This window comes from Kitasatospora sp. NPDC056651, assembly GCF_042792155.1.
In the GTDB taxonomy this organism is placed as follows: Bacteria; Actinomycetota; Actinomycetes; order Streptomycetales; family Streptomycetaceae; genus Kitasatospora.
Window position 1 is genome coordinate 1 of sequence record NZ_JBHTWX010000242.1, and the last position, 1,731, is coordinate 1,731.

Here is a 1,731-nt window from a genome sequence, read left to right on the forward strand (position 1 = left end):
GTCCGCCGCCCTTCCTACCAGGGGCCGTACGGGCCGGTGTTGCTCCGGCCGCCCCGGCCGCCGCCTCCGGTCAGCGCCCGGATCGCCGGGCGGACGTCCACCACGTAGACGATCGAGGCGACCAGGCCGGCCAGGGTGCCGATGCCGGTGAAGAAGTTCACCCCGAACAGGAAGTCCCAGCCGAAGGAGATCGCCAGGATCGCCACCCAGAAGCCCTTGGTCTTCTTGTCGGCCGCCCGGTAGGCGTCCTCGCGGCGGGTGACCGCGTCGGCCAGGGCGAACAGCTTGTAGGCGAGGATGGCGACAGTCGCCCACCAGATGGGGTTCAGATAGGAAAAGGCCAGAATCTGCAACACTCCGACCATTTCGATCTCCTCTGCTCTCTGCTCCGACGCTGCGACCGCCGCCCATCCTGGCATGACGACCGCCCGCAACCGGGTCAACGTCCCGCGGTCACCGGATGTGCCCCCGGCCGGACCGGGGGCACGGACTCACTCCGCGGCGTCGGCGTCGGCCTTGCGGGCCCGGGCGGACTTCTTCGGGGCGGGCTCGGCCACCGGCTCGACCGCCGGCTCGACCTCCACCGGCTCGGCCTCCACCAGCTCGGCCTCCACCAGCTCGTCGTCCACCGGCTCGGCCTCCACCGGCTCCACGGCCGAACCGGGCCGCGCGGCCTCCTCCTGGCCGGCCGGACGGGCCTTGTCCACCACGACCTTGCCGCGCTCGGCCAGCTCGTCGTACGTCTCCTTGGCCTTCACCGCCAGCTCGACCGCGCGGGCCACCTGCTGGAGGGCGAAGCCCTGGGCCCGCTCCTGCAGGGCCTTGAGGTCGGTCGGCAGGGTGGTGACGGTGTCGGCGACCCTGGCCTGCGCCCCGGTCAGCAGCGACTGCGCCTCCTGGAGCTTGGCGGTGGCCTTCTCCTGGGTGCCCTTGCGGTCCGCCGCCAGCGCCTCGACCCTGCCCGGCACCTCGCGCAGCTTCTCGTACGCGAGGTCGCCGGCGCCGGCCAGGGCGTACAGCGGGGTCGGGTCGGTGAGGGTCTTCTTGATCTCGTCGGTGATGGGCATGGTTACCGGTCCTCCCGGTGGGTGTTCTGGGTGGCTGGGCCGTCGGTCGCCGAACGGGGGGCCGACGCGGCGTTCTCCTTGAGGAAGGCGTCGTAGACCGCGAGCAGCGCCTGCTTCTGCTGCTCGTTGATCAGCGGATCGGCCAGGATCGAGGCCCGCAGTTCCAGGCCCTCGCCCCGCCGCTCCTCCAGGATCCCGGCCTGGACGTACAGCGTCTCCGCCGAGATCCGCAGCGCCTTCGCGATCTGCTGGAGGATCTCCGCGCTCGGCTTGCGCAGCCCGCGCTCGATCTGGCTGAGGTACGGGTTGGACACGCCGGCGGCCTCCGCCAGCTGCCGCAGCGAGTACTGGGCGTTGCGGCGCTGCTCGCGGATGTACTCGCCGAGCGAGCCGACGTTCAGTGAGGCCATGCGGCCAGCCTGCAGCACCCTGCTTGCAGATGCAAGCAGGGTGCTAGCGGCAGCAAACGCCCGAGGTGGGCGTCACGGGGCCGGAGCCGGGGCGCGGGCCGAAGCAGGAGCGCGGGCGCGGGCGCGGGCGCGGGCGCGGGCGCGGGCGCGGGCCGGGGCCCCTAGATGAATGAGTCCGATTGATGGGCTGGCCGCGACCATGACGAAGGGTGCCCGTTGGTTGGTTTGTGAAGACGAACCTGGACACCCTTCTG

At 71.8% G+C, this 1,731-nt stretch carries 3 protein-coding genes; all 3 read right to left on the minus strand.

Translation table 11 applies throughout. The features are described 5' to 3' along the window. Nucleotides 1-14 precede the first annotated feature (14 nt). Nucleotides 15-365 carry a DUF2516 family protein gene (locus ACFRAR_RS38730; RefSeq protein WP_380705140.1) on the minus strand — a complete coding sequence of 117 codons (351 nt, stop codon included), beginning with the start codon at nt 363-365 and terminating at the stop codon, nt 15-17. Nucleotides 366-491: 126 nt separating this feature from the next. Beyond that, complete coding sequence (locus ACFRAR_RS38735; protein ID WP_380705142.1) at nt 492-1,067, minus strand: hypothetical protein; 576 nt, start codon at nt 1,065-1,067, stop codon at nt 492-494. Between the two features lie 2 nt (nt 1,068-1,069). Beyond that, complete coding sequence (locus ACFRAR_RS38740; RefSeq protein WP_380705145.1) at nt 1,070-1,477, minus strand: helix-turn-helix domain-containing protein; 408 nt, start codon at nt 1,475-1,477, stop codon at nt 1,070-1,072. Nucleotides 1,478-1,731 lie beyond the last annotated feature (254 nt).